This is a genomic window from Bacillus sp. SCT118 (genome assembly GCF_058566435.1).
In genome coordinates, this window is the sequence record NZ_CP191225.1 from 94,639 (window position 1) to 119,657 (window position 25,019).

Genomic DNA, 25,019 nt, shown 5'->3' on the forward strand with positions numbered 1-25,019 from the left:
GAAAGAGGAAGGATTAATATATCTTGTCGAATGAGATATTGTACTTTCTTATTTTACATGCTATTTCTCTGTATAAACTCCAGTAGACATAAAGAAATTAAAGGTGATTTAGTTTCTATCAATCATGAGAATATTTGTTTCCTCTTAATTTATCACGGTGAACCATTATTTGTATGGTCTTATTTACATACTTATGAATGATCAGATAACTAGACTTGTTAGCTATATTCTGTGCTAAATAAGTATTGTAGTACCATAAGAAAAGAGCCCAGAGAATATAATCCCTGAACCCCACACCCCTCACTTCATATACCGATACTCCCGCAAACTCTCCAAAATAGCCACCTCCTGCAACAATTCCTCACCCACATTCGTTTCCTTCACTTTCTTTCGCTCAAGCTCTTTGTCCACTAATCGTTTCACCGTTAAGACATCGGTTCCGGTGCTTAGGACTTCTGCCTTGGAGTTGAAGTGTTTATGGGCGACGAGCTGCATGCCGTAGGAGTTGTATAACAGCGTGTAGCCGGCGATGCCTGTTGTGGATTGGTAAGCCTTGGAGAAGCCGCCGTCGATGACGATCATTTTTCCGTTTGCTTTGATTGGGTCTTCTCCTTCGATTTCTTTTACAGGTGTATGGCCGTTGATGATATGGCCGTGATCTGGATTGAGGCCGAATTCTGCCAGGATGTTTCGGCATGTTGCCTCGTCTTCGCGTAAATAATAATACGGGTTTTTCTTCTCTTTATGTGTTTCCTTTTCTTTAATAAAATATCGCTCAAATGTCGTCATGGCGCGTTTTCCGAAGAGGGAGGAGTACTCGCCTGTCCATAAATACCAAGCCATATCTGTCGCTAGGTCATCGGTTTCTTCCGGGTGGGCAAAGGCTTCCCGCAAGAATCGTTCAAATACATCGAGCAGCTCACGGCCTGCATACGGCTTATCCTCAAGCATCATCGTTTCCATATTGCCGTTTTCATCGACAGGAATACAGCCGTGAATTAACAAGTTGCCGTTATATTTTAAATAAAGGCTGCCTTTTTTCATCATAAAATTCATATGGCGGCCCAGCTTTTCGGAATGCTGGACAGAAAATAGCAGCTTGTCTATGACCTCTGCTTCTTCTTCTAATAGCTGGTCTGGCTGCTCCGGATTGATTGTCGCAAAGCAGGTGTTTTCCAGTTGATATGTTTTTCCGTTCAGCGTGATTTCATTTTTGTCATAATCTATTTTCTCTAATAACAGCCGCTCTTCCATATTAAAGTTCGGCCGTCTCTTGATAATCGGGCTCTCAAGCTTGAATTGGATCATGGCAATCGCTTGATGGATTTTTGTGATTTGCTTAATCTCTGCTTCTGGTCTATTTTCGGCTGCTTTTGGGCGAAATGCTGGATTATCGTCATAATATTTTTCGGCCAAGTTTAGCAGCGGTCTTAAATTGATGCCGTACACGTCTTCAATAATATCCAGGTTGTCATAGCGGGCACAGATGCGGATAATATTGGCCAGGCACACTTTGGAACCGGCATAGGCACCGATCCAAAGGACATCGTGATTTCCCCACTGAATATCGACAGAATGGTAGTTGATCAATTCTTCCATAATTCTGTCCGGCTGCGGTCCGCGGTCGTAAATATCGCCGACAACATGCAGATGGTCGACCACCAATCGCTGAACGCTGTAAGCAAGACCGGTGATCAGCTTATCAGCCTGTCCAAGTTCAATGATCTGATCAATGATCTCGGAGTAATATTGCTCCTTGTTGCCAGCTTGTTCTGTTTTGTATAGCAGCTCCTCCGTAATATAAGCAAACTGGGCAGGCAGTGCTTTGCGTAATTTGGACCGGGTATACTTCGAGGAGCAATAAGAAACAAGCTTAATCATTCGATTTATCGTTTCTTTATACCACTCGTTTAATGCTGGTTTTGCATCAAAGTCATGTTTGATTAACTTCAGCTTGTCTTCCGGATAATAGACCAATGCTGCTAATTCATCAATTTCTCTATCGTAAATGACACCGCTAAAGATGTCGCGTATCTTCTCTTTGACACGTCCTGAACCATTGCGCAGCACGTGCTGGAATGCCTGATACTCCCCGTGCAGATCACTGACAAAATGCTCGGTGCCTTTTGGCAGGTTCAGTATCGCTTTCAAATTGATGATTTCTGTTACCACTTTTTCTTCACAATCGTATTTTTGTGCGAGTAGATCTAGGTACTTGCTTTCCAAAACCGTCCATCCCCTTTTTAGAATAAACCCCTATTTATTAGCATGTGCATGATAAGGTGAATTTAAAAGTATGACATTATTTTTAAACATTGGACCTTTATATGATAGTACCGCATAACTGCTTTTATAGACAATTGAAACGAGTGAAAGATTAAGGCAGCTAGAGCTGAAAAACCTTTCAGCAGAATCTACGGAGGAGGTTATTTAGTCAAGGGCTTAGGCTAAAAGGTTCAGTATCCTCCTTATTGTTGTTATCAATATGCATTGATATGGTATTGACGATCCATTTATTTAGCTTGTTTGTCAGTTATCTTGTAAGGAATTGCCTTGAGGAAACTGCCTTTGTTGTACATTGAGTGTTATATATTGTAAACTAGAGTAAAAGATATCCAGATTAATCATCGAAAAACATTTCTTACAGTTCCAAACCGGAAACGAAAGAGATGCCTTGAAAATACAAATATTTCCTAGGAGTATGTATATGAATATAGCGAATTACACTTTAAAAGTGAAAGGCAAAACGTTACTTCAGGACACCGACTTGCATTTTTCGAGCGGGAAAATTAATCACGTTGTCGGAAAAAATGGAGTCGGTAAATCACAGCTTGCTAAAGACTTTTTGTTGAATAATAGCAAAAGAATCGGCAGAGATATTCGTCAAAATGTTTCTTTAATATCCAGCTCGTCGAATATACCTAATGATGTTTCTAAGGACTTTTTATTACACTTTTTGAGTAAAAAATTTGATGCAGAAATGATAGATAAAATCGCACATTTACTTAATCTGGATAATATTGATGGAAAAGTTCTGATCAAAAATTTGAGTGATGGACAAAAGCAAAAATTAAAATTGCTCAGTTTCTTATTAGAGGATAAAAATATTATTGTTTTAGATGAAATAACGAATTCATTAGACAAAAAAACGGTTATAGAGATTCATGGCTTCTTAAACAAGTATATTCAGGAGAACCCCGAGAAGATTATCATCAACATTACACATGATTTGTCTGATTTAAAGGCGATAGAAGGGGATTATTATATATTTAATCACCAAGAAATTCAACAATATCATTCAGTGGATAAATTAATTGAAGTGTATATAAATGAGTAATAAAACAGTGGGGGCTTGAGATGAAATTAGAGTTTAAAAAGAGTATTAGCAACAAAGTTATCATTATTTTAGGAGCAATGTTTGTATTTTTATTTTTGCTGGGTTATTTTTTACTTGTTGGAATTGATAAAGTCAGCAATGTTACACCTGAAATGTTTTTCTTTAGCTCCTATACTGTTGCGACCCAGTTTGGTTTGATGTTGTTTTCATTTGTTATAGCTTTCTTTATTAATAGAGAGTATTCAAATAAAAATATTCTCTTTTACAAATTAATTGGAGAGAACATATATACTTTCTTTTATAAAAAGATAGCTGTTTTATTTTTAGAATGTTTTGCATTTACAGCGCTAGGCCTGCTAATCATATCGTTGATGTACCATGATTTTTCGCATTTTGCATTATTACTTTTTTTATTTTCTGCAGTTATACTGCAGTATATTCTAATTATCGGAACTATAAGCATGTTATGTCCTAATATATTAATTAGTATAGGTGTCAGTATCGTTTATTGGATGACTTCTGTTATCTTAGTAGCTATAAGCAATAAAACGTTTGGTTTCATTGCTCCTTTTGAGGCAGGTAACACTATGTATCCCCGAATAGAAAGAGTGCTGCAATCTGATAACATGACACTTGGGAGTAATGATGTTTTATTTATTATTTTGTATTTAGTTTCAATTATTATCATAAATGCGATTATCCTTCGCTTTTCTAAAACTAGATGGATCAAAATGGGCATTTAATAAAGGAAGCTACTTCACAATGAAGTAGCTTTTTATGTGCACCTATATATCATTAACATCAAGATTAATGCATGTGACTGGCTGAGTTTGTTAAGGGAAGGATGTTTTTCTGTTTGCATCGCCCAAACTATTATTGTTTTTCTTTCACCATCTTTACAAAGAGGAAAAAGATAATGAATACGATAAAGTAGTTCATTGGATTCTTAACGATGCTCATCTCTAGTGAAATCTGTAAGAGTATCCAGAGCGCAAAGATGGCTAGAATTGCAGGGATAATGATTTTGTACATGTAAACCACCTTCCGTAGTGAAGCAGCCCTATAATAAAAAACTATTAGCCTGCACCACAAACTGCGACTGCTTATAATTATACGAAATCTTCGAGTAATCAAACGGCTGCCCATTTGTCAGGTGAAAAATACTTTCTATATACAGCTTCGGCAGTCCAGCCTCTAATCCCAAATATTCCGCTTCCTCCTCATTAAGCTGGTCCACGTGCAGAAACAAATCAGAAAAACCAATCTTCAACCCCAGTCCTTCGCGGATGTAATGGAAGATGGAGTGGGAGACGATTTCGTTGTTTAAATACGTCACGATCGATTTGTTGTAGTAAGACTCTTCGTAGCAAAGGGTCTGGCCGTTGATGTAGCGGACCCTTTTGACATAGTAGATGTCTTCGTTTATTTCGATGTTCAGATTTTCCGCCGCTTCCGGTGTTGGCTTTCTCACGTCCAGTTCGATGACTTTTGAGGTGACGTTGAAATCCTCGAGATCTTTTTTAAATCCCTGATTCGACAGAAGGCTGATATAGCCTTTTCGTTTATGTTTTCTGACGAAAATGCCGCTTCCTCTGACCTGAAAGATCGCGCCTTTTTGCTCTAGTAGCTCTAGGGACTTTGTGATGGTGCTTTTGCTGACTTCAAACTGGGCCATGAGGGTTTCCAGGACTGGCAGTTTGTCTCCCTGCTGAAGCTGGTGTTCTTCTATATATGTTTCAATTTCCGCTGCGATTTGCTGGTATTTTAACATACGCATTCCTCATTTATTCGTTTAGTTTCACTTGTCAAAATTATAGCATAAACCGCTTACAATGATAGTTAGTGCGTAAATATTTTGTTTCGGCATTGATAAATTATACCGGTACAATTATAATGAAAGCGTAACCAAAACAAAGGGGTGGGTGAAAATGTCGGGGAAAGTGAGAGATTATACGAGACTAGCAAAAGACATTTTAGAGGCCGTAGGCGGGGAAGAGAATGTGATTGGGGCTTCTCGCTGCGCTACCAGACTTCGATTGGTGTTGAAGCGGTCTACCCCTAAAGCGAAGGATATCGTGAAATCGATGCCCGGCGTCATTACGATGGTCATGGTTGCGCCTACAAAGCATGCGATTGGCCTGCGTTCAGCGTCTGGCGTCGAATTGCTTGCGCACATCGGGCTGGATACGGTGACATTAGACGGCACGCCTTTTTCCTTGAAGGTAAAAGAAGGCGATACCGTTAAAAAAGGCGAAGTGCTTGTTGAGTTTGATAAAGCTTTCATTGAAGAGATTGAGGAAAGTGCATTACATCAAAAAATATTTACAGTCGTAAGCTGAGGAGGAATTAAACATGGGAAACATGCCAAAGGATTTTTTATGGGGCGGTGCTTTAGCTGCCCACCAATTTGAAGGCGGATGGAATCAAGGCGGTAAAGGGCCGAGTGTCGTCGATGTGATGACAGCGGGTGCGCACGGCGTGCCGAGAAAAATCACGGATACGATTGAAGAAAACGAATTTTATCCAAACCATGAAGCCATTGATTTCTATCACAGATACAAGGAAGATATCGCTTTGTTTGCGGAAATGGGATTAAAATGTCTGCGGACGTCCATCGGCTGGAGCCGGATTTTTCCGAAAGGCGATGAGGCTGAACCGAACGAAGCGGGTTTGCAGTTTTATGATGATGTGTTTGATGAATTGCTGAAGCATGGGATCGAGCCGGTCATTACCCTGTCTCACTTTGAAATGCCGCTGCACCTGGCAAGAGAATATGGCGGCTTCAGAAACCGGAAAGTCGTGGACTTCTTCGTCAACTTTGCAGAGGCTTGCTTTACCCGTTACAAAGATAAAGTGAAGTACTGGATGACATTTAACGAGATCAACAACCAAATGGATGTGAACAATCCGCTGTTCCTATGGACGAATTCAGGTGTTGTGGTTGGCGAAAACGAAAACGCCAAGGAAGTCATGTATCAAACGGCGCACCACGAATTAGTGGCGAGCGCATTAGCAGTGGCAAAAGGAAAAGACATCAATCCAGAGTTCCAGATCGGGGCCATGGTATCACACGTGCCGATTTATCCTTTCTCCTCCAATCCTAAAGATGTGATGCTGGCTGAAGAAGAAATGAGGCAGCGCTATTTCTTCCCTGATGTGCAGGTTCGCGGTTATTATCCAAGCTACGCGTTGAAGGAATTTGAGCGAGAAGGCTACAATATCACATTCGAAGACGGCGATGATGAGATTTTAAGAAACGGAACCGTCGATTACTTAGGCTTCAGCTATTACATGTCAACAACTGTGAAAAGCGATGTGAAAAATGATAACACTGGCGATATTGTAAATGGCGGCTTGCCGAATGGTGTCGAAAATCCGTACATCACTTCGAGTGACTGGGGATGGGCGATTGATCCAACCGGGCTGAGATATACGTTAAATCGTTTTTATGACCGATACCAAATCCCGTTATTCATCGTTGAAAATGGCTTTGGCGCAGTGGATACGCTGGAGGAGGACGGCAAGGTTCATGATCCGGAACGCATTCAATATTTAAAATCGCATATTGAAGCATTGAAAAAAGCGGTCACGTACGATGGTGTTGATTTAATTGGCTACACGCCGTGGGGCATTATTGATATTGTCTCCTTCACAACTGGCGAAATGAAAAAACGCTACGGCATGATCTATGTTGATCGTGACAATGAAGGAAACGGATCCATGAAGCGGTATAAGAAAGATTCCTTTGAGTGGTACAAAAACGTCATTCAAACGAACGGCGAGGAACTATAAGAAGCTGGCCCGAATCGAGCACTTTTACCGAGTGCCTGATTCGGGTTTTTGGCATGATCCGATCCGATATCCAATAATGGGAATAGATTACTAGCGCTGATTGCTATGTTATGATTTCACCTGTAAGATCCTTTTTTGTATAATTTAATATTAGAATGGAAGAAAGGGAGAGAGTTTGTGAGTAAAAAGGGATGAAAGCGGGTGTCCGGCTGAAGTTTTAAGATCATGATAGAGTTCCCTAAGCAAATCTCCTGAAAAAAATTTGGCGAGGAAGGGGCAACATCACATTGAAAAACATTTTAATAAGAGCTGGCATATCACCATTTGATACATTTAATGCAGCTGAAATGATTGTTCGCAACTCCATTGGCGGCAACGTAGGAAACCTAGTATATGCCTACAGTGTGTTTCGCACGCTGATGACAGAAGGAACGACGATTACTCCTGATTATTATCGGATTAATCCAGCGGATGCTGAACAAATTAATAAAAATTATGATATGTATATTATTCCGCTGGCAGATGCATTCCGCGAGGATTTCGTGCCTTCTTTACGGAAATATACCCAATTAATTAAGAAACTAACCATTCCGGTTGTTGTGATTGGTGTTGGTTTGCGGGCTCCGTTTGAACCAAAATTAAATGAAGGTTTTCCTTTTGATGAGGATGTAAAAGCGTTTGTAAGTGCTGTGCTGGAGAGATCAAATATGATCGGTGTCCGCGGTGAAATTACAGCGAAATACCTTTCCAGATTAGGCTTCCGTGAAGGCATTGACCATACGGTGATTGGCTGTCCTTCTATGTATGCGTTTGGCAGAGAACTGAAGATAAGAGAAACTAATATCACAACAGAATCAATGGTGACGGTTAACTCATCAAGGCTGTCTCCAAAGCATGTGCTGGACTTCATTACGAGAAGCATGAAAGAGTTCCCGAATCATTACTTTATCCCGCAATGGCGAAAAGAAATGATTCTGACGTATGCGGGTGCGCCTGCGCTAGCGAAGCCTGCTGATAATTATCCGGTCAGCATGGAAGACCCGGCTTATCAGAATGATAGAGTCCGATTCTTTTTAAATGTGCCGACTTGGCTGGATTTCCTGAGAAAAGCCGATTTGAGCTTTGGCGCAAGGCTGCATGGAAATATCGCAGCGACGATTGCCGGTACACCGAGCCTGTTGCTTCCGAAAGATGCCAGAATGCGTGAATTAGCTGAGTACCATCAATTAACGCATGTCATGGCAAATGAGATAACCGATCAGACAAAACTGTCAGAATTAATTGAAACACTTGATTTTCATCAGCCTGAGAAACGGCAAGCGCAAAACTTTGACCATTTCATCAGCTTCTTGAATCAAAATGAATTAGACCATATTTATAAAGAGAAAGCGATTCCTGATACCGTTCCTTTTGACGAAAAACTATCTAACACGAAGCTTCTTCCGCCTGTGACTACAGTTAGCGGCTGCAGTTCCACAGAAACAGCGAAACGCTGGGAAGCGCTGATGGCATTAGAAAATGCCAAAAAGGAAAAAACCATTAAAGATCTGAAAAAAAAGGTCAAAAAGTATCAGGGCACGTTAAATAGAAAATCAGTGCGTATCGCTTTAAAAACAGCAAATATGCTGAGTGTGAAGTGACCATTCACTAACATTACAACTATATTACAGTTGTATAAAACTTGCAATATTTTTGGAATAAAAAAGAAAGCCGCAATGCTGCCAATCTGGCAATATTGCGGCTTTCTTATATTAGTTACGGATTAGGTAATCAAACGCGCCGAGGGCGGCAGTTGCACCTGATCCCATAGAAATAATAATTTGGTTGTACGCACTGTCTGTGCAGTCGCCGGCAGCAAATAAGCCTGGTACGCTTGTTGCGCCGTGTTTGTCGACAATAATTTCGCCCATGCGGTTGCGTTCAACCGTTCCTTCTAACCATTCTGTGTTTGGCACGAGACCGATTTGGACGAATACACCTTGAAGTTCAACGTGTTTTTCTTCGCCTGTTTCGCGGTCTACGTATGTGATGCCGTTAACGCTCTGATCGCCTGTGATTTCTTTTGTTTGTGCGTTTTTTACAACAGTAACGTTAGGCAGGCTGTAGAGACGTTTTTGCAGGACTTCGTCTGCTTTCAGTTCCGGTGCGAACTCTAGCACAGTAACATGATTGACAATACCTGCAAGGTCAATCGCTGCTTCAATACCAGAGTTTCCGCCGCCGATTACCGCTACGTCTTTGCCTTCAAACAATGGCCCATCACAGTGCGGGCAGTATGCGACACCTTTGTTTTTGAACTCTTGTTCACCTGGTACGTTGACATTGCGCCAGCGTGCACCTGTTGAAAGGATCACTGTTTTACTTTTCAGAACAGCGCCGTTTTCGAGTTCAAGTTCGAACAGATCTTTCTTCTCAAGGCGTTTCGCACGCTGAAGGTTCATGACATCAATATCATATTCCTTCACATGCTCTTCAAGACTTGCCGCAAGCTTCGGTCCTTCCGTCGCTTTGACGCTGATGAAGTTTTCGATGCTCATGGTGTCGAGCACCTGTCCGCCGAAGCGCTCAGCCACAACACCAGTGCGGATGCCTTTACGTGCAGTGTAGATCGCTGCACTTGCACCAGCAGGTCCGCCTCCGACAACAAGAACGTCAAACGGCTCTTTGTCAGCAAACTCAGATGCATCTGTGCCGCTGCCCATTTTCGCAAGAATTTCTTCAAGCGTCATACGGCCGCTTCCGAAGGATTCGCCATTCAAGTAAACGGTCGGCACTGCCATGATGTTTTTGCTTTCAACTTCTGCTTTGTATGCTGCACCGTCAATCATCGTGTGCGTAATGTTCGGGTTCAGCACGCTCATCATGTTTAAAGCCTGTACAACATCAGGACAGTTGTGGCATGTCAGGCTGATATAAGATTCGAAGTGGTATTCACCACTGATCTTCTTCACCTGATCAATGACTTTTTGGTCTACTTTAGGCGGTCTGCCGCTCACTTGGAGCAGCGCCAACACTAATGATGTGAATTCGTGGCCCAGAGGGATACCGGCGAAAGTCACGCCAGTGTCTTCTCCGACACGATTGACACTGAAGCTTGGCGTTCTGTTTAATTCAGCTTTTTCAACTGAAATTTTCGATGACATGGAAGCCAGCTCATCAACGAGAGCCAGCATGTCCTTAGAAGTGTCATCTTCGCCTGCGCTAACTTTGAGAACAATATCATTCTCAATTAGCTGCATATATTGATTTAATTGTGCTTTGATGTTTGCATCAAGTACCAATTGAATGCACTCCTTAGATTTTACCTACTAGATCAAGGCTAGGTGTAAGAGTTTCGCCGCCTTCTTCCCATTTAGCCGGGCAAACTTCACCTGGGTTTTGACGAACGTATTGAGCTGCTTTTACTTTGTTTACAAGGTTGCTTGCGTCACGGCCGATACCGCCTGCATTGATTTCTACAGTTTGGATGACGCCGTCTGGATCGATGATGAATGTTCCGCGGTCAGCAAGACCAGTTTCTTCGTCAAGAACATCGAAGTTGCGAGAGATTGTTTGAGATGGGTCACCGATCATTGCGTAAGTGATTTTGCCGATTTTTTCAGAGCTGTCATGCCAGCCTTTGTGTACGAAGTGAGTATCTGTAGAAACAGAGTATACTTCAACACCTAATTCTTTAAGTGCAGCATATTGTTCTTGAAGATCTTCAAGCTCAGTTGGGCATACGAAAGAGAAATCTGCTGGGTAGAAGCAGAATACGCTCCATTGGCCTTTCAAATCTTCGTTTGTTACATCGATGAATTCACCGTTTTTGAATGCTTTTGCTTCGAATGGAAGTACTTCTTTACCGATTAAAGACATAATGTATATTCCTCCTAAAAATGTATTAGAAAGCATATTCGCTTTCAATAATAATTCTAATTATATATGAATTATTAATTAATATATATTTTTTGTCAAGCGATAACCTACTTTTTTTCATCTTACTAAAGGTGTGACAGGTAGGATTTATGCATTTCTTTTATAACAAATGAGAGGCTGATTCTCAATTAGACAAGGTTTTCAGGGACTTTTGTAAATCAGAATGACAGGCCGTTTTGGCATTTGAACATTTTATGACACCATGGGCAAGGGCAAAGGATAATGGCCAAAAGCAGAATAGAACGGAACAGCAAGCTGCTGTCACATGATGATCTTGGGGATTGTTTCTAGCTATTATTGTATCACTGTTTATGATATTTAAAACATAACTTATGTCTTCTGTTGTTTGGAATAGAAGAAAAAAACACGGTTCAGTTGAAACTGACCGTGTTTTTGATGATAGGTTATTCAGACCAATTCGTATGGAAAACGCCGTCCATATCAGTCCGTTCGTACGTGTGAGCGCCAAAGTAATCGCGCTGCGCCTGCAAGAGGTTCGCATTGGAACGCCCTGTGCGGTAGCCGTCGTAATAAGAGAGCGCGGTAGTTAAGCATGGGAAAGAGATTCCGGTGCTGATACCCTCGCAAACGACATTTCGCAGGCCTGTTTGATAGGCATGGAGCTTATCTGTGAAATAAGGCGCGATCAGCAGGTTTGCCAGATTTGGCTGCTCACTGAATGCTTCGCTGATCACGTTTAGGAAATCAGCGCGGATGATGCAGCCGCCTCGGAAAATCAAGGCAATGTCTTTGAGCGGCAGATTCCAGCCGTAAAGCTCAGATGACATCTTATATTGGGCAAAGCCTTGTGCATAGGCGCATACTTTCCCCATGTAAAGAGCCTGTCTGACGTATTCAATCCAGGTGTCTTTATCCAAGTGTTTTTCTTCGGATTCCGGGCCTGCTAATACGTCTTGAGCTGCCATCCGTTCTTCTTTTAAGGATGACAAGTAGCGGGCGAACAAGGACTCTGTGATGATCGTGGACGGGATGCCGTTATCAATCGCCTGCATGCTCGTCCATTTCCCAGTGCCTTTTTGTCCAGTTTTATCAAGGATGACATCGATCAGAGGCTGCCCTGTTTTTTCGTCTTTTTTGCGTAAAATCTCAGCTGTAATCTCTATTAAATAGCTTTTCAGCTCACCTTGATTCCATGTTTCAAAAATAGATGCAATTTCATCTAGCGGCAGACGAAGCGTTTCTCTTAGAAACGTATACGCTTCTGCAATCAGCTGCATGTCGGCATACTCAATGCCGTTGTGCACCATTTTTGTAAAGTGCCCTGCCCCTTTTGGTCCGATATAGACACAGCAAGGGTCATCTCCGACTTGGGCTGCGATTTTCGTCAGGATAGGAGCGGCTTTCTCATAGACGTCGCGATCTCCGCCCGGCATGATGGAAGGCCCTGTTAATGCGCCGACTTCACCGCCGGAAATGCCGACTCCCAGGTAGCCGATCCCTTTTTCCTTCAGCTCGTCATATCTTCTTTCTGTGTCTTCATAGTGGGAGTTTCCTCCGTCCATGATGACGTCGCCTTCTTCAAGCAAAGGCTTTAATGATTGGATGACGGAATCTACGGGTTTTCCCGCTGTGACCATCAAAAAGATTTTTCTTGGTTTTTCTAACGATTGAACAAAGTCCTCAAGCTCGTAATACGGGCTGAGAGATTGTCCATCCAGCTTTTGGACAAGCTGGTCCGTTAAATCTCTGGTGTAATTATAGACAGCGACGTTTTCACCTTTATTTGCCATGTTTAAGGCGATGTTGCTTCCCATTACGCCTAAGCCTATGACACCAATCGTATTGAACATGTGTTACAGCTCCTTCTTAATTTCATACAACTAAACTTAACAATAAAATGAATCCCAGTCCAGCAACGGAAATAATGGTTTCCAGCAAAGTCCATGTGGCAAATGTTTCTTTCATGCTTAATCCGAAGTATTCCTTGAACATCCAGAAGCCGGCGTCATTGACGTGTGAAGCGATAACACTTCCGGCGCCTGTTGCGAGCACGACTAACGCCAGGTTAACATCAGAATGGCCCAATAACGGGATGACCAGACCTGTTGTGCTTAGTGCGGCAACAGTCGCTGATCCTAGAGAGATGCGCAGGATCGCCGCGATGAGCCATGCCAGAATGATTGGTGATAATGCCGTTCCTTTGAATAAGTCTGCTACGTAATCGCCGACACCGCCGTTGATCAGCACTTGTTTGAAGGCGCCGCCTCCTCCGATGATCAAAAGCATCATGCCGATTTGTGAAATGGCAGTTGAACAAGAATCCATCACGGTTTTGACTGGAATGTTGCGCTTGATGCCCATTGTATAGACTGCGACCAATAACGAAATAATCATAGCAGTCGATGCGTTTCCAATCAATCTGATAAAAGCTAAAACTCCGTTATCTGCAAACCCGATTGTTTCTTGAAGCAGGTCGATAATGGTCGCGACCGACATGATGATAATCGGGAGCATTGCGGTAAAGACACTGATTCCAAAGCCAGGTGTTTCTTCAAGGTTAAACGTTTTTTGTGTGCCGAGTGATGCAATATTGCCGTTTTTCGCAAATGATGCAGGAACGATTTTTTTCGCGAACTTTGTAAATAACGGCCCTGCGATGAGCACTGTCGGAACAGCAACGATAAAGCCGTACAGCAGCACTTCTCCAATGTTTGCGCCATACTCACCGGCGATCGCCGTAGGTCCCGGGTGCGGCGGCAGGAAACCGTGTGTGACGGATAGTGCCGCGACCATCGGGATTCCGAGAAATAAAATAGAAATCTTCAATTCTCTTGAAATCGCAAAGACAATCGGAATTAATAGAACCAGTCCTACTTCAAAAAATAACGCAATCCCAATAATGAATGAGGCAATGACAACGGCCCATTGAATATTTTTCTCGCCAAATTTGTTGACGAGCGTCATCGCAATGCGCTGTGCGCCTCCTGAATCCGCGATCAGCTTGCCCAGCATCGCACCGAGTCCGAAGATGAGCGCGATGTGGCCAAGAGTCCCCCCTATTCCTGCTTCGATGGAGCTGACAACTTTATCGAACGGCATCCCGAGTGCCAGTGCCACGCCGAACGATACGACCAGCAGGGAAATAAATGTGTTTAATTTTAAGCCCATAATCAGAAATAGTAATGCTAAGATCCCAAGTGCAACGATGATTAACGGCATGGTAATGCCCTCCCCTTCATGTCATGTGCTATTTGTTATTTGTGTGTGATTAAGCCCCTCTGATAATCTGCAATTTGTGTATATTGATTTTCTAATAATCTTGATAGATTGATGAAAATCGGCATTAATGTTCTGTATTCCTTGGCTGAGTCTTCGATCGGCGTATGTCTGTATGTGCTGCCGATCATGTCGGACACGGCGTCGAAAGAGTCAATTTTTCCTGTTGCATACAGGCCTAAAATGCAGGCGCCGAGACATGAGCTTTCATAGCTTTCCGGAACGACAACCTCTGATTCGAAGATATCCGACATCATTTGGCGCCAAACCTCTGACCTTGCAAATCCCCCTGTCGCTTGGATGCGGGTTACCGGGCCATCCATGCATTCAGTTAACGCCAAGAACACAGTGTACAGGTTGTAAATGACGCCTTCCAATGCCGCGCGTATCATATGCTCTTTCTTATGCGACATGGTCAGGCCGAAAAATGAGCCGCGTACATCCGGATTCCACAACGGAGCGCGTTCTCCGGCGAGATATGGGTGGAACAGCAGACCGTCAGAACCGGGTCTGACGCGTTGGGCAATTTTCGTCAGCACGTCATATGGATCAATGCCCAGCCGTGTCGCTGTTTCGATTTCGGAGGAGGCAAACTCGTCTCTGATCCAGCGAAGGACGATGCCCCCATTGTTCACAGGTCCCCCAATAACCCAATGCTTGTCCGTCAAGGCATAGCAAAAAATTCTCCCTTTTTCATCGGTTTGCGGCTTGTCAATAATCGTCCGGATGGCACCGCTTGTACCGATGGTGACGGCGATTTCGCCCTTTTTAATGGCGTTGACGCCGAGGTTGGACAGCACGCCGTCGCTGGCCCCGATGACAAAAGGCGTTTCCGGATCGATTCCCATTTGGATCGCTATTTCCGGGCTGCAGTGCTGAAAGATCTGTGTTGTCGGCACGAGTTTGGATAAGTGATCCGGCGTGATGCCTGCGATGCGCAGTGCCTCTTCGTCCCAATCCAAGCCCTTCAGGTTCATCATGCCTGTCGCTGATGCCAATGAGTAATCGATGACATACTCATTGAACAGCTGTTTAAAAATGTACTCTTTGATGCCGATATATTTTTTTGCCTTGGAAGCGATTTCTTTCCGTTCATTCGTGATCCAGGCAATTTTACTTAACGGTGCCATCGGATGAATTGGTGTTCCCGTCCGTTTGTACACCTCATGTCCGTTCAATTCCTCTTTGATCTTATGCGCCCAGCCTTCACTTCGGTTGTCGGCCCATGTGATGCATGGCGTCAGCGGCTTGTCATTTTCGTCGATTGCAATGACGCTGTGCATGGCGCTGCTGAACGAAATGAAAGAGATCTGTTTTTCGGGATGCTGTTTTGTAATTCTCGCTGTTGTATGGATGACTGCCTGAAAAATCTCTTCCGGATTTTGTTCGGCTGTTGAGATGTCCGGTGTATAGAGCGGGTAGCCGATGCTTTCTTTCTGTACCACATCCCCGTTTTCACTGAACAGCACAGCTTTTGTGCTTGTCGTGCCGATATCGATTCCTAACATATAACTAGTCATTGTTGTATTCAGCTCCTTTTGCCAGCATTTGTTGTGAGAGCCATAGGTCTTCTACCTTATCCTGCACATCATCAAAGTTTTGGTGAAGAGACTGAATCATCAGCGCCCTATCCTTTGTTTTGATGGCTTGAATATAAAGCTCGTGGTTATCTAAAATCCTTGTGAAGTCTTCATACTTTTCCTTTAACCGTACCCGCATCGATAAAAGAATAAAGCTTTCCATGACGGGTTTTAGATTGTTCCAGATCATCTGAATGTATGAATGATCAATCGCTCGGATAATGGTTTCATGGAACAGCACATCTTGAAATGAAAATTCATCAGCGTCCTCATATTTGATTGAGACTTTCATCATTTCAAAAATTTTGCTGAGATCCTTAACTAAAGGCTCAATGTCTATTTTGACAAGCCGTTCAAAGACAAATGTTTCTAATAGTAAACGCACATCATAAATTTCCGCGATTTTCTTCTCAGTTAAACCAATTACGACCGCTCCCATTCGTTCTAAGCGGATGATTTTTTCGGATGCGAGTATTTTTAGCGCTTCGCGAACCGGCGAACGGCTTACTGAAAACTCGGCGGCGATTGTATTTTCTGATAAAATGGTACCGCTTTCAATCAGGCCTGAAACGATCCGCATTCTCAGCTCGTATGCGACACGAACCCCGGTTGACGCTTTTGAGAGCCATTTTGCGGGATACAACAGGTCTTTGGAGTCTAGCATACACTCACCTTCCTCACTCAAGGAGTATACTTGTATACAAGTATGATAACGTGAATATTTCTTTTATGCAAACACTTTCATTTCTAATTTTTAATAAAATTTTTTCCAATCATTATGGTATTTATTTCTAAATGGAATATGGTACATTGGAGATAACTAGCATAAGTGAATCATGTTTTGAAAGAGGCGATTTGGATGAAAATCATCATTGCACCTGATTCTTTTAAGGAAAGCTTATCAGCTCTGGAGGCAGCCGAAGCGATAGAAAGAGGTTTCAAATCGGTCTTTCCGGGTGCTGATTACAGAAAATTGCCGGTGGCGGACGGCGGCGAGGGAACCGTTCAATCTCTGGTCGATGCGACCAACGGAAGGATCATAGAGCAAGTTGTCACAGGGCCGCTGGGGGAACCGGTGAGAGCTTTCTTTGGCATGATGGGAGATGGGAGAACAGCTGTGATTGAAATGGCTGCTGCTTCAGGGCTGCATCTGGTGCCTGTAGATAAGCGAAATCCGCTCATCACTACAACAAGGGGAACGGGAGAATTAATCGGAGCAGCTCTTGATGCGGGAGCGGAGCGGTTGATCATCGGAATCGGCGGAAGCGCCACGAACGACGGGGGAGCCGGGATGATTCAGGCATTGGGCGGAAGGCTTCTTGATAACTCAGGCAGCGAGATTGGCCCAGGGGGCGGCGCATTATCTCAGCTTGCATCAATAGATGTCAGCGGGCTTGATTACAGATTGCGGAATGTCAAACTGGAAGTTGCCTGTGACGTGGACAATCCGTTAACAGGACCAAAGGGTGCTACGGCTGTTTTCGGGCCGCAAAAAGGCGCGACGGCCGACATGCTGGATGTACTAGACAAGAACTTAAGCCATTTCGCTGATATGGCAGAAAAAGAGCTCGGATCAACCTTCCGAGATACAGAGGGCGCCGGTGCAGCGGGCGGTCTTGGATGGAGCCTGCTGACTTATCTTCAGGCTGACCTGAAAAGAGGCATTGATATTGTCCTTGAAGCGGTTGATTTTGAAAATATCGTTCAGGATGCAGATCTTGTAATAACCGGCGAGGGACGGATCGACAGCCAAACGGTTCATGGAAAAACGCCGATTGGCGTAGCCAAGGCGGCTAAATCATACGATGTGCCCGTCATCGGCATTGCGGGATCAATATCCCGAGACAGTGATGCCGTCTACCAGCACGGAATCGATGCGCTTTTCAGCGTCGTTCCCGGAGCCGTGACTCTAGAAGACGCGTTTGAACATGCCGCAGAATATATGGAAAGAACGGCGCGGGACATTGCTGCGTCTATCAAATTGGCGAAAACGATGTTTCTGATATAGCCGATGCACATGCCAATGCATAGCCATCCTTCTTTTTGGGTAGAGACAGTTAACACACAATGAGGAATTCATCCCAGAAGGAGGACGCAGATATGACTGTACAAGAAATCAAAGGCAAAAAACTAGTAAAAGGCATTGCGCCAAATGTGGAGCCGGAAGCTCTGTTAAATGATAAACGAAAAGTATTTTTGTTTGGTTCCCCTAGTTACACAAACATTGGCGACCAAGCGATTGCGTATGCGGAAGAGAAATTTATCAAAAATCATTTTCCGTATTATGAATACATTGAGATTATGGATTATGCGACGGATGAGGGCATTGAACTGGTGAAGGAGATCATTCGTGAAGACGATATTGTCTGCTTTACAGGCGGAGGGAATTTAGGAAACCTTTATCTCGATATTGAGGAAGACAGAAGAAAGGTCTTTTCGGCGTTTAAAGATTACAAATCAATTTCTCTGCCACAATCCGTTTATTTTGAGGATACAGAGGAAGGACAGAAGGAAAAGAAAAAAACACAGGATGCGTACCATCAAAATACAAATTTAACGATTGCTGCGCGTGAGACGCAAACACTGGATGTTGTGAAAGAGACCTTCAACTCCAATGTGATCTTTACACCGGACATGGTGCTTTCCTTGGATATTGTGCCGCGAGAGCTCGAGCGGGACGGCGTTCTCTTTATTTTAAGAGCGGATAAGGAGAAAGTGACTGACGAAGATTTTATGTCACAGATGAAGAAATGGGCAGAAAAAACAACTTACACAGAGCGTACCGATACGGTGCTGGATACGGTCGACACCATCGACTACGCCGACCGTGAAAAGCATTTTATGGAGATGCTGGACCGCATCGGCTCCAGTAAATTGGTGATTACCGACCGCCTTCACGCGATGATTTTCTCGATTATCACCAAAACACCTTGTCTTGTCTTTGGAAACAGCTATGGCAAAGCCAAACATTCATATCGGGATTGGCTTGAAAGTTTAAACTTCATTGAATATACGGATAAGAATGATGTTGAGGAGCTGGAGCGTATGATTGACCGCCTGCTTCAAGCAGAACCGAATGACGTTGATTTATCTAAGGACTTTCAGCCGCTGGTTGATTTTTTTGCTTCTTAAACGAAAAAGACTGCCCTCACCCGGGGCAGTCTTTCTTTGTTAAATATGAAACAGCCAGACGACGAGCGGGCCGAAGAATGAGCCGAGCACCGCACAAAGCGTCATGGAGACGGAACTCATGGAGACGGCCAGTTCTCCATATTCCAATGCTTTGGAGGTACCCAGTGCGTGGGAGGCGCTGCCTAATGCAATGCCTTGTCCAAGGGAACTGCGTATGCGAAGCCATTTTAGGAAAAGCGGCCCGAGGATGACGCCTGAAAAGCCCGCAATCATGACAAATACGACTGTCATGGAAGGGACGCCGCCAAGACCGGCGGCGATCTGAATAGCGACAGGTGTTGTGATCGACTTTGGCAGAATGGATAATAAGAGATCATGATCAATCCCGAATGCTTCTGCGAAGATCAGCCCGCTGATCATTCCCATGCATAATCCGACCAGGACGCCGCCTAAAATAGGAACACAATGTTTGACAATGATATGCCATTGTTTATAAAGCGGATAGGCCAGTGCCACGACAGCCGGCCCAAGCAAAGAATTGATCCATTTCCCCCCGATCATATAGCCTTCATAGGAAACATGAAACATCATCAAAACCGCTACAATCAAAATGGTCGTTGTCAGAACAGGGATAAGAAATGGAAGCGGGAATCGCTTATAGAGTTTGACCATCGCTAAATAAGCGGCAACTGTTAAAAGAATTATAATGATCGCGATACATGCTTGCTGCATTTCTCTTTCTCCTCCCGTTTTTTTGCTTTTTTCTCTAATAGCTGGCTGGCGAATCCAGCCGCAATGATCGTGACGATGGTGCTGAGAACGACTGTAATCAGCAGCATCAGCCCATTGAATGAAATAAGAGACGGGTAGTTAATCACTCCTGTCATTGCCGGGATGAACAACAATGGTAGGAAGGATAATAAAAACCCTGCTCCGTCTTCAATGATGGAGACGGGAACAATACGGAGGCCCAAGCAGATCAGAAGCAATACCAATCCAACGATGCTTCCTGACACGGGTAAATGAAACAGATGCTGAATGGCTTCCCCGATCATAAAAAATACATATAATATCAACACTTGCAAGATAATTCGTATGACTTTCACATCAAGTGCTGCTCTCCAATCAGAACAGCTTCCTCCTTTCTGGTGCTTGCTTCTAGGATGGTTCTGAGGAATCGCTTTACTTTCTTTTTATATGATTGTACTATACAAGTATAATGATTGATTTAGTCATATAACGACTTGTATTTATTCAGTTAATGTACATTTGTATTATACAAGTATATATGGTGTTGTCAATGCCGGAGATTGGAATAGGGAGCGAGAGCGATTGCAAAATCAAAATCCAGTTGAATTAATTGAATATGAGCTGACGACTTTTATCAGGAGAGCTGTTTATCTGGATCAATCAGAGAAAAGAACAGGGAATTTGGAGAGATCTTCATACTTATTACTGAGACAATTGGATGAGTTTGGGCCTGCTCGTGTTAAGGAATTGGCAGAATCGTTTAAGCTTGATATTTCTACTCTTTCAAGACAAGCAGCTGCATTAGAGGCAAAGGAGCTCATCTATCGTTTCTCAGACCCGTCTGATGGGAGAGTCAGCCTGTTTACCATTACAAAACTCGGCAAACAACTATTAAAAGCCGATCAGCAAAAGCGCCTTGAACGTTATGAACAGATGCTGAAAGAATGGTCAACACAGGAAAAAGAGATGTTCGGCGAGCTGCTGCAGCGTATGAACAAGGCTTTTATCGATTAACAGCTAAAAAACCCATGGTTCCGCTGGAACAGCATGGGTTTTTCTTATGGTCAGAGATTATCTGCATCGTTTGGCGGCAGCCCAAGCCACTAGTCCGGCAACAACAGCCGCCGATACAATGGGGCGCTTCGTTGCTTTCGTGTAATAGCTTCTAGACCGCATCCATCCTTTATTTGTGCCTCTGTCATGCATACCGCAGCCCGCATCATAAAGAGCGCTTTCTTCTCGCGGTTTGGACGGTCTTTCGGCATGCTGGCTGTGATACATGATTTTTTCCATCAGTCTGTCGGTCAGACGAGGGAAAAGCGCGCCCAGCATGGCGATGGCTTTGGCCTGTGAGCCGATGTACATGTCGCGCTTAGGGTGTTCGGCGGCAAACAGGATAGCTTCGGCGACCGCTTCCGGCGGATAGATCATGGAGCGGTAATGAGCCGGCTGTTTGTCGAGGTAGCTGTGCGCATGCTCGTTATAAGGTGTGTCAATTCTGCCGGGGTGGATGAGCGTTACCGACACGGGCGCCTGTTCCTTTTCGAGCTCCATTCGGATGCTTTCCGTCCAGCCGTGAAGCGCAAATTTGGCAGACGCATATGTGGATTGAATGACTGTTCCCCTGTCTCCGAACAGGCTTCCTACATTAATGAGTGCGCCCGGCACACCTTTGCCGGTGTAGTGTTTGACAGCCGCTCTTGTTCCGTAAACAGGTCCCCAGAAATTTGTGTCGAACATGCGCTTCATGTCTTCAACGGTGACGTCCATGGCATGTCCGAAAGTCGAGACGGCCGCATTGTTGACCCATGTGTCAAAGCGGCCGAATGTGTTGATCGCGGTTTCTGCGATGCGGTTGACGTCCTCTTCTTTTCCGACATCCGCCTTTACCCATATGGCGTCGTGCCCTTTTTCCTTAAGTTCATCAGTGAGCTCCTTCAGCGCGTCTTCATTTCGCGCTGCTGCCACGACCTTTGCGCCTTTTTCTGATGCCATACGTGCCGTGACAAGTCCGATTCCGCTTGAAGCGCCGGTAATGACGATCACCTGATCCTTAAGCTTTTTCAGTTTGAGCTTTGTTTTTATGGCGGGGTTTTGTCGTTCAAGCTGTTCTGTATTCGTGACTGAATGATCGATTGTCATTGAGAGATCCCTCCTAGACGCTGTTTTTGTACATTTACCCCATCCGGAAGGGTCTTACCCCTTTTGACAATCACAGGGTTCTTTTTTATATTATATAAGTCGCTCTACCATACCTAGGAGGGAATGTTTTAATGACTAGCAGAGGAGATTCACGTGAAAAAATCCTTCACACGGCGTCACGTCTGTTCCAGCTGCAAGGATATCACGCGACAGGTTTGAACCAGATTGTAAAAGAAAGCGGTGCTCCTAAGGGATCGCTTTATCACTTTTTTCCGAATGGCAAAGAAGAATTAGCAATTGAAGCGGTTACATATACAGGTAAGATCGTTGAACATGTGATACAGAAAAGCATGGATGAATCCTCTGATCCTGTTGAAGCGATTCAGCTTTTTATCAAAAAAACAGCCAGCCAATTTGACAACACAGAAAGCATTAAAGGTATTCCAGTCGGTTTGCTGGCGAGTGAGACAGCGTTAATCAGTGAACCGCTGCGGACGGTTTGCATGAAGGTGTTTAAAAGCTGGGAAGCGGTTTTTGCCAGAAAGTTAATGGAAAACGGATTTGCAGAAGAAGAAGCAAATCAGCTTGGAACGCTGATTAATTCGATGATTGAGGGCGGCATCATGCTTTCGTTAACGAATAAAGACAAAACGCCCCTTCTTCTCATTGCCGAACAAATACCAGTGCTGGTGAGAAAAAAAGGGTAGCATTTTGTTATCCTTTCTCCTACAATTATATAGAACGGTCTAGTCAGATACAATACATTATATAGACTGGTCTAAATTGGAGGAAGCGATAATATGAAAACATTATGTACACATTCATTGCCTAAAGAAAAAATGCCTTATTTGCTCCGGAGCGGAGAAGGCGAGCGCTATCTGTTCGGCAGACAGGTTGCCACGGTGATGGCGAATGGGAGGAGCACAGGTGATTTATTTGAGATCGTGCTTCTTTCCGGGGGAAAAGGAGATGCCTTTCCGCTTCATGTCCACAATGACACACATGAAGGGATTCTCGTTTTGGACGGGAAGCTTGAGCTGACACTTGGCGGAGAACGCTATTTATTAATATCAGGTGATTATGCGAACATTCCGGCGGGAACACCGCACAGCTACCGGATGCAGAGCCACAGAACAAGACTGGTATCTTACACGATGAAAGGAAACGTAGCGCACTTGTATTCCGTTATTGGGAATCCGTATGATCACGCTGAACATCCGCCGTACGCAAGCGAAGAAGTCTCAAACGAGCGATTTGCAGAAGCAGCCGCTGTAGCGGACATTGTATTTCTAGATGAAGGAAAGCCTGCATGTTCGGCCAAATTAGCGGAACTTACAGAGCTGCCAGATGGAGCGGTTCCATACGTTCTTGAATCTGGAGAAGGAGATCGCCTGTTGACTGGAGATCAGCTTCACCGCATTGTGGCTGCACAAAAAAATACAGATGGCCAGTTTATCGTCGTATCGTCTGAAGGCCCTAAAGGTGACCGAATCGTTGATCACTACCATGAACATCATACAGAAACATTTTATTGCCTTGAAGGTCAGATGACGATGTGGGCAGATGGCCAGGAAATTCAGCTGAATCCGGGAGATTTCCTGCATGTCCCTGCAAATACCGTTCACTCCTATCGCCTTGATTCTCACTATACAAAGATGGTGGGCGTATTGGTTCCTGGTTTATTTGAACCGTTTTTCCGGACGTTAGGCGACCCGTATGAAGGCCACATCTTCCCATGTGAGCCTCAGGCTTTGCGCTTTGATCGCGTTTTGCAGAATATCGACGCATTAGATTTAAAGGTGATGAAACCATAAAGATGACAAGATTGTAAGGTTTTCATGCCGGCCTGACACCTAAATCGATGTTTCCGCGCTTCATTTTTTCATACCCTTAAGGTACAGAAAAAAGGAGCGTGATGGCTATGTCTTCATTACAGCCGACTCTAACAAATGAGCGGATCGGTGTGCTTGATGTGCTGAGAGGAATGGCAATTTTCGGCATCTTATTTGTCAATCTGGCACATTTCAGTTATCCGGATATGTATTTGTCTATGCTTGGAAAAGAGAATTTTTTCATGGATAAGTGGTCTGAAGCTGATTTTGCCGCCGCAGACATACTGAAATTCTTCATTCAAACAAAATGTATTTTATTGTTTTCCTTTTTATTTGGATTTGGCATGGTTGTCATGATGGAGAGAGCAGAAAACAAAGGGAAACGGTTTGTTCCGTTATATGTGAGAAGGTTGATGGCGCTTCTCTTGTTTGGAACGATTCATGCGTTTTTGATATGGGACGGGGATATTTTAACAGAATATGCCCTGCTCGGTTTTGTCCTGCTCTTGTTTCGAAAAGCAAAGCCGAAAACACTGCTGATATGGGCGGTCTCTTTGTATTTTCTGTTTTCCATTCCGTTCATGTTGACAAGTTTTGATCAATCAAACGGACAGGAATGGGTACAAGCGGTAACACAGCAGGCAAAACAAGCGATTCATGTTTATGGAAGCGGCAGCCTGAGGGACATTGCAGAACAGCGGATCCACGACCGTCTTGTTTACATGTCTTCGAATGGCATGCTTACGTATAATCCGCTCAACTTCTTCTTTGCATCCATTCCATATTTCAGCATGTTTTTGCTGGGAGCTGCGGCAGCAAAATCACGGTATTTGCATGAACCGGAAAAGCATCGCAAAGGATTAAAACGATTATGGATGGCCGGGCTTGTCATCGGCATCGGCGCCCAGGTGATGTACAGTGTAACGGATAAAGAAATATGTTTGCTGATTGGCGCGCCTTTCCTCATGTTTTTCTATGTTACAACGGTTGTCTATCTTTATCATAAAACAAGAGTGAGAACAGTGCTGCAATCATTCTCCGCTGTTGGGAGGATGGCATTTACCAATTATCTGATGCAGTCTATTGTATGTACTTGGATTTTTTATCATTACGGCTTGGGCCTGTATGGAAAAGTGTACCCTGCTGCCGGTGTGCTCATTACAATTGCTGTTTGTACCGTTCAAATGGTCTTCAGCCACCTTTGGCTTCGTGTTTTTCGGATGGGGCCGTTTGAGTGGCTATGGAGAAGCGCTACGTATCTGTCGTGGCAGCCTATTGTAAAGAAAACAAAAGTCTAGA

Annotated in this window: 23 protein-coding genes; 11 read left to right on the top strand and 12 right to left on the bottom strand. The window is 43.9% G+C overall.

The annotated features are described in order from the left end of the window. Nucleotides 1-300: 300 nt before the first annotated feature. Nucleotides 301-2,226, bottom strand: a complete 1,926-nt coding sequence (gene fbp / locus ACQVGT_RS00540) for a fructose-1,6-bisphosphatase (protein WP_041518149.1) — start codon at nucleotides 2,224-2,226, stop codon at nucleotides 301-303. Nucleotides 2,227-2,707: 481 nt separating this feature from the next. Between fbp and yydI the strand changes: the two genes are divergently transcribed. Both yydI and yydJ read left to right on the top strand, forming a co-directional pair. Then, nucleotides 2,708-3,337: a YydI family epipeptide exporter ATP-binding subunit gene (gene yydI, locus ACQVGT_RS00545; protein WP_014481448.1), complete on the top strand. Its 630-nt coding sequence runs from the start codon at nucleotides 2,708-2,710 to the stop codon at nucleotides 3,335-3,337. 20 nt (nucleotides 3,338-3,357) lie between these two features. Then, nucleotides 3,358-4,080, top strand: a complete 723-nt coding sequence (gene yydJ / locus ACQVGT_RS00550) for a YydJ family epipeptide exporter permease subunit (protein WP_015385149.1) — start codon at nucleotides 3,358-3,360, stop codon at nucleotides 4,078-4,080. 130 nt (nucleotides 4,081-4,210) lie between these two features. Here the strand turns inward: yydJ and ACQVGT_RS00555 are convergent, their stop codons facing one another. Both ACQVGT_RS00555 and ACQVGT_RS00560 read right to left on the bottom strand, forming a co-directional pair. After that, nucleotides 4,211-4,369, bottom strand: a complete 159-nt coding sequence (locus ACQVGT_RS00555; RefSeq protein WP_009968424.1) for a hypothetical protein — start codon at nucleotides 4,367-4,369, stop codon at nucleotides 4,211-4,213. A gap of 28 nt (nucleotides 4,370-4,397) precedes the next feature. Continuing rightward, on the bottom strand, nucleotides 4,398-5,108 hold the full coding sequence (locus ACQVGT_RS00560; protein WP_015385148.1) for a GntR family transcriptional regulator: 711 nt from the start codon (nucleotides 5,106-5,108) through the stop codon (nucleotides 4,398-4,400). Between the two features lie 157 nt (nucleotides 5,109-5,265). On the opposite strand from ACQVGT_RS00560, the gene ACQVGT_RS00565 reads away from it, so the two are divergent. From ACQVGT_RS00565 to ACQVGT_RS00575, 3 genes are all read left to right on the top strand, one after another. After that, nucleotides 5,266-5,676, top strand: coding sequence for a PTS sugar transporter subunit IIA (locus tag ACQVGT_RS00565; protein ID WP_015483944.1), 411 nt, complete (start codon nucleotides 5,266-5,268; stop codon nucleotides 5,674-5,676). 13 nt (nucleotides 5,677-5,689) lie between these two features. Next, nucleotides 5,690-7,129 carry a 6-phospho-beta-glucosidase BglA gene (bglA, locus tag ACQVGT_RS00570; RefSeq protein ID WP_015385146.1) on the top strand — a complete coding sequence of 480 codons (1,440 nt, stop codon included), beginning with the start codon at nucleotides 5,690-5,692 and terminating at the stop codon, nucleotides 7,127-7,129. Between the two features lie 287 nt (nucleotides 7,130-7,416). Then, nucleotides 7,417-8,769, top strand: coding sequence for a polysaccharide pyruvyl transferase family protein (locus ACQVGT_RS00575; protein ID WP_015385145.1), 1,353 nt, complete (start codon nucleotides 7,417-7,419; stop codon nucleotides 8,767-8,769). A gap of 111 nt (nucleotides 8,770-8,880) precedes the next feature. Here ACQVGT_RS00575 and ahpF read toward each other — a convergent pair whose 3' ends face one another. The 6 genes from ahpF to gntR form a co-directional block, all read right to left on the bottom strand. Next, nucleotides 8,881-10,410, bottom strand: a complete 1,530-nt coding sequence (gene ahpF, locus ACQVGT_RS00580; protein WP_003243077.1) for an alkyl hydroperoxide reductase subunit F — start codon at nucleotides 10,408-10,410, stop codon at nucleotides 8,881-8,883. 13 nt (nucleotides 10,411-10,423) lie between these two features. Continuing rightward, on the bottom strand, nucleotides 10,424-10,987 hold the full coding sequence (ahpC, locus tag ACQVGT_RS00585) for an alkyl hydroperoxide reductase subunit C (RefSeq protein ID WP_015483942.1): 564 nt from the start codon (nucleotides 10,985-10,987) through the stop codon (nucleotides 10,424-10,426). 464 nt (nucleotides 10,988-11,451) lie between these two features. Next, complete coding sequence (gnd, locus tag ACQVGT_RS00590) at nucleotides 11,452-12,858, bottom strand: decarboxylating NADP(+)-dependent phosphogluconate dehydrogenase (protein WP_015385143.1); 1,407 nt, start codon at nucleotides 12,856-12,858, stop codon at nucleotides 11,452-11,454. Nucleotides 12,859-12,880: 22 nt separating this feature from the next. Continuing rightward, a complete protein-coding gene (gntP, locus tag ACQVGT_RS00595) occupies nucleotides 12,881-14,227 on the bottom strand; it encodes a gluconate permease GntP (RefSeq protein WP_003243139.1) in 1,347 nt (448 codons plus the stop codon). Between the two features lie 35 nt (nucleotides 14,228-14,262). After that, entirely contained in the window at nucleotides 14,263-15,804 is a 1,542-nt protein-coding gene (gene gntK, locus ACQVGT_RS00600; RefSeq protein WP_015483939.1) for a gluconokinase, read from the bottom strand. Continuing rightward, a complete protein-coding gene (gene gntR / locus ACQVGT_RS00605; RefSeq protein ID WP_015483938.1) occupies nucleotides 15,797-16,528 on the bottom strand; it encodes a gluconate operon transcriptional repressor GntR in 732 nt (243 codons plus the stop codon). The genes gntK and gntR overlap by 8 nt, the downstream gene beginning before the upstream one ends. A gap of 195 nt (nucleotides 16,529-16,723) precedes the next feature. On the opposite strand from gntR, the gene ACQVGT_RS00610 reads away from it, so the two are divergent. Both ACQVGT_RS00610 and ACQVGT_RS00615 read left to right on the top strand, forming a co-directional pair. Continuing rightward, nucleotides 16,724-17,872, top strand: coding sequence for a glycerate kinase (locus tag ACQVGT_RS00610; RefSeq protein ID WP_015483937.1), 1,149 nt, complete (start codon nucleotides 16,724-16,726; stop codon nucleotides 17,870-17,872). Between the two features lie 92 nt (nucleotides 17,873-17,964). Further along, entirely contained in the window at nucleotides 17,965-18,996 is a 1,032-nt protein-coding gene (locus ACQVGT_RS00615) for a polysaccharide pyruvyl transferase family protein (protein WP_015385138.1), read from the top strand. A gap of 39 nt (nucleotides 18,997-19,035) precedes the next feature. Here ACQVGT_RS00615 and ACQVGT_RS00620 read toward each other — a convergent pair whose 3' ends face one another. Both ACQVGT_RS00620 and ACQVGT_RS00625 read right to left on the bottom strand, forming a co-directional pair. Further along, the gene (locus ACQVGT_RS00620; protein WP_014478506.1) at nucleotides 19,036-19,728 is read right to left on the bottom strand and encodes an LrgB family protein; all 693 of its coding nucleotides are present in this window, start codon (nucleotides 19,726-19,728) and stop codon (nucleotides 19,036-19,038) included. Further along, nucleotides 19,698-20,102 carry a CidA/LrgA family holin-like protein gene (locus ACQVGT_RS00625; protein ID WP_009968420.1) on the bottom strand — a complete coding sequence of 135 codons (405 nt, stop codon included), beginning with the start codon at nucleotides 20,100-20,102 and terminating at the stop codon, nucleotides 19,698-19,700. The genes ACQVGT_RS00620 and ACQVGT_RS00625 overlap by 31 nt, the downstream gene beginning before the upstream one ends. A gap of 226 nt (nucleotides 20,103-20,328) precedes the next feature. Here ACQVGT_RS00625 and ACQVGT_RS00630 point away from each other — a divergent pair, with 226 nt between their 5' ends. After that, nucleotides 20,329-20,760 (top strand): MarR family winged helix-turn-helix transcriptional regulator, encoded by a 432-nt coding sequence (locus ACQVGT_RS00630; protein ID WP_003243994.1) that lies wholly within the window; start codon nucleotides 20,329-20,331, stop codon nucleotides 20,758-20,760. A 57-nt stretch (nucleotides 20,761-20,817) separates the two neighbouring features. Here the strand turns inward: ACQVGT_RS00630 and ACQVGT_RS00635 are convergent, their stop codons facing one another. Continuing rightward, entirely contained in the window at nucleotides 20,818-21,888 is a 1,071-nt protein-coding gene (locus ACQVGT_RS00635; protein ID WP_015385136.1) for an SDR family oxidoreductase, read from the bottom strand. Nucleotides 21,889-22,019: 131 nt separating this feature from the next. On the opposite strand from ACQVGT_RS00635, the gene yxaF reads away from it, so the two are divergent. From yxaF to ACQVGT_RS00650, 3 genes are all read left to right on the top strand, one after another. Further along, on the top strand, nucleotides 22,020-22,595 hold the full coding sequence (yxaF, locus tag ACQVGT_RS00640; RefSeq protein ID WP_015385135.1) for a transcriptional regulator YxaF: 576 nt from the start codon (nucleotides 22,020-22,022) through the stop codon (nucleotides 22,593-22,595). Nucleotides 22,596-22,688: 93 nt separating this feature from the next. Continuing rightward, entirely contained in the window at nucleotides 22,689-23,702 is a 1,014-nt protein-coding gene (gene qdoI, locus ACQVGT_RS00645; protein ID WP_015385134.1) for a quercetin 2,3-dioxygenase, read from the top strand. A gap of 107 nt (nucleotides 23,703-23,809) precedes the next feature. Next, nucleotides 23,810-25,018: a DUF418 domain-containing protein gene (locus ACQVGT_RS00650; RefSeq protein WP_015385133.1), complete on the top strand. Its 1,209-nt coding sequence runs from the start codon at nucleotides 23,810-23,812 to the stop codon at nucleotides 25,016-25,018. Nucleotide 25,019 lies beyond the last annotated feature (1 nt).